The organism is Mycobacterium sp. IDUB_19, assembly GCF_055419445.1.
The window spans coordinates 1-1,472 of the sequence record NZ_JBVAXR010000141.1; the positions used below are offsets into that span (position 1 = coordinate 1).

At 68.4% G+C, this 1,472-nt stretch carries 2 protein-coding genes; both read right to left on the reverse strand.

The features are described 5' to 3' along the window. The coding region (locus ACZY0B_RS27470) for a PPE family protein (RefSeq protein ID WP_463767374.1) at nucleotides 1-1,207 on the reverse strand (1,207 nt) is incomplete at its 3' end. A gap of 179 nt (nucleotides 1,208-1,386) precedes the next feature. After that, nucleotides 1,387-1,472: hypothetical protein (locus ACZY0B_RS27475; RefSeq protein ID WP_463767375.1), on the reverse strand; the 86-nt coding region annotated here is incomplete at its 5' end.

Here is a 1,472-nt window from a genome sequence, read left to right on the forward strand (position 1 = left end):
GCTCCCGCGCCGACGCCGCGGCCGCCGCGGCCGCCGCGGCGGAATCGGGCTCCGGAGCCTTGCGTTGCGCACCGCTGGTCATCCCCGAGCCGGTCCCGATGCCGGGCCCGCCCGCCAGGTACGGGTACGCCGCGGCCTCGATACCGGTGGGCGGCGGCGGTGGGGCTGCGGTTGCAGGTGCCGGGGTGGGCGCGGGCGCCGGCGCCGAAGTCGGGGCAGAAGACGGCGCCGGGGCCGCGGCCGCGGGAGCGCTCACGACCGGAGCGCTCGTGATGACCGGCGCACTGGGCGCCTGCGGCATCGGTGGGGCCACCACGGCCGGGGCCGCGGCCGCCTCGGGCTGGATCGCAGCCAGCGCAGTCAGGGGTGCGAAGCCTCCCGCAATTGCAGCGGGCAGGATGAACGGAATGGCCGCGAGCTGGGGGAAGGTCTGAAGGGCCTCGCCCAGGTGGGTGAACTCGTCTGCGATGAGTCCGGCGGGCCCGAAAATGTCTTGTATCAAGTCCTCTATTGCGTCGACCGGGTTCGTGGGAAATTCCGCCAAATCGTTCAACAGGGTTTGGGGTATCTCGAGGAAGCGGTTGATCCACCAGCTCAGCTGAGTCGGGTCGCCGCCGTCGTTGTCGACGATTCCGTCAGGGTCACTGTCATCGCCGCTGCTGGCGTTGGCGGTCATGATGACCGGCGCCGGATCGGTTTGCGGTGCCGACGCCACCGCCGCGGTGGAGACCGCTTGATAGGTGGTCATCGTGGTGGCCGCCTGAGTCCACATCCGCGCATAGTCGGCCTCGTTGAGCGCGATGGGAATGGTGTTGATGCCGAAGAAGTTGGTTCCGACCAGGACGCCGTGGACGGCGTGGTTAGTGGCCAGCTCCGGCAGGGTCGGCATCGCAGCCAACGCCGCGGTGTAGGCGGTGGCCGCGGACTCGTGCCGGACAGCCGCCGACGCGCTGTTGGCGCTGGCCCGCACCAGCCATGCCAAGTAGGGCACATGTGCGGTCACATACTGCTCGGCACTCGGACCTTCCCACGCCCCGGCCTGTACCGCCGCCAAAATCGCGTTGAGTTCGTCTGCCGTTTCCGCATAAGCGGCGCTCAACGAACTCCACGCGGCGCTGGCAGCCAACAAGCTTCCTGGTCCCGGACCGCTGCTCAGCAACGTGGAATGGACTTCCGGCGGTAAGGCCATCCATATCGGTGCGGTCATTCGCAGCCGTCCTCGACCGACAGCAGAGCCACGTCAGCACTCCTCGCCTGGCCAAAACCGACGACGCCCGGGCTGTGGGCGGCACACGTATCAGCCTGTTATTAGTCGGCGAGGGGTCCGCGGAAGTTCCGGCGAACTTTCAACTCATTGAAAGTTCTTCAAAAAGCAGGTCCCGGGGCTCAGGCCCGGACGGCGCTGACCAGGGTGTTGCGGGCAATCATCGGCCCGGCTTCGGTCTCTGGTCCGGGGACCGGACGGCCGACCT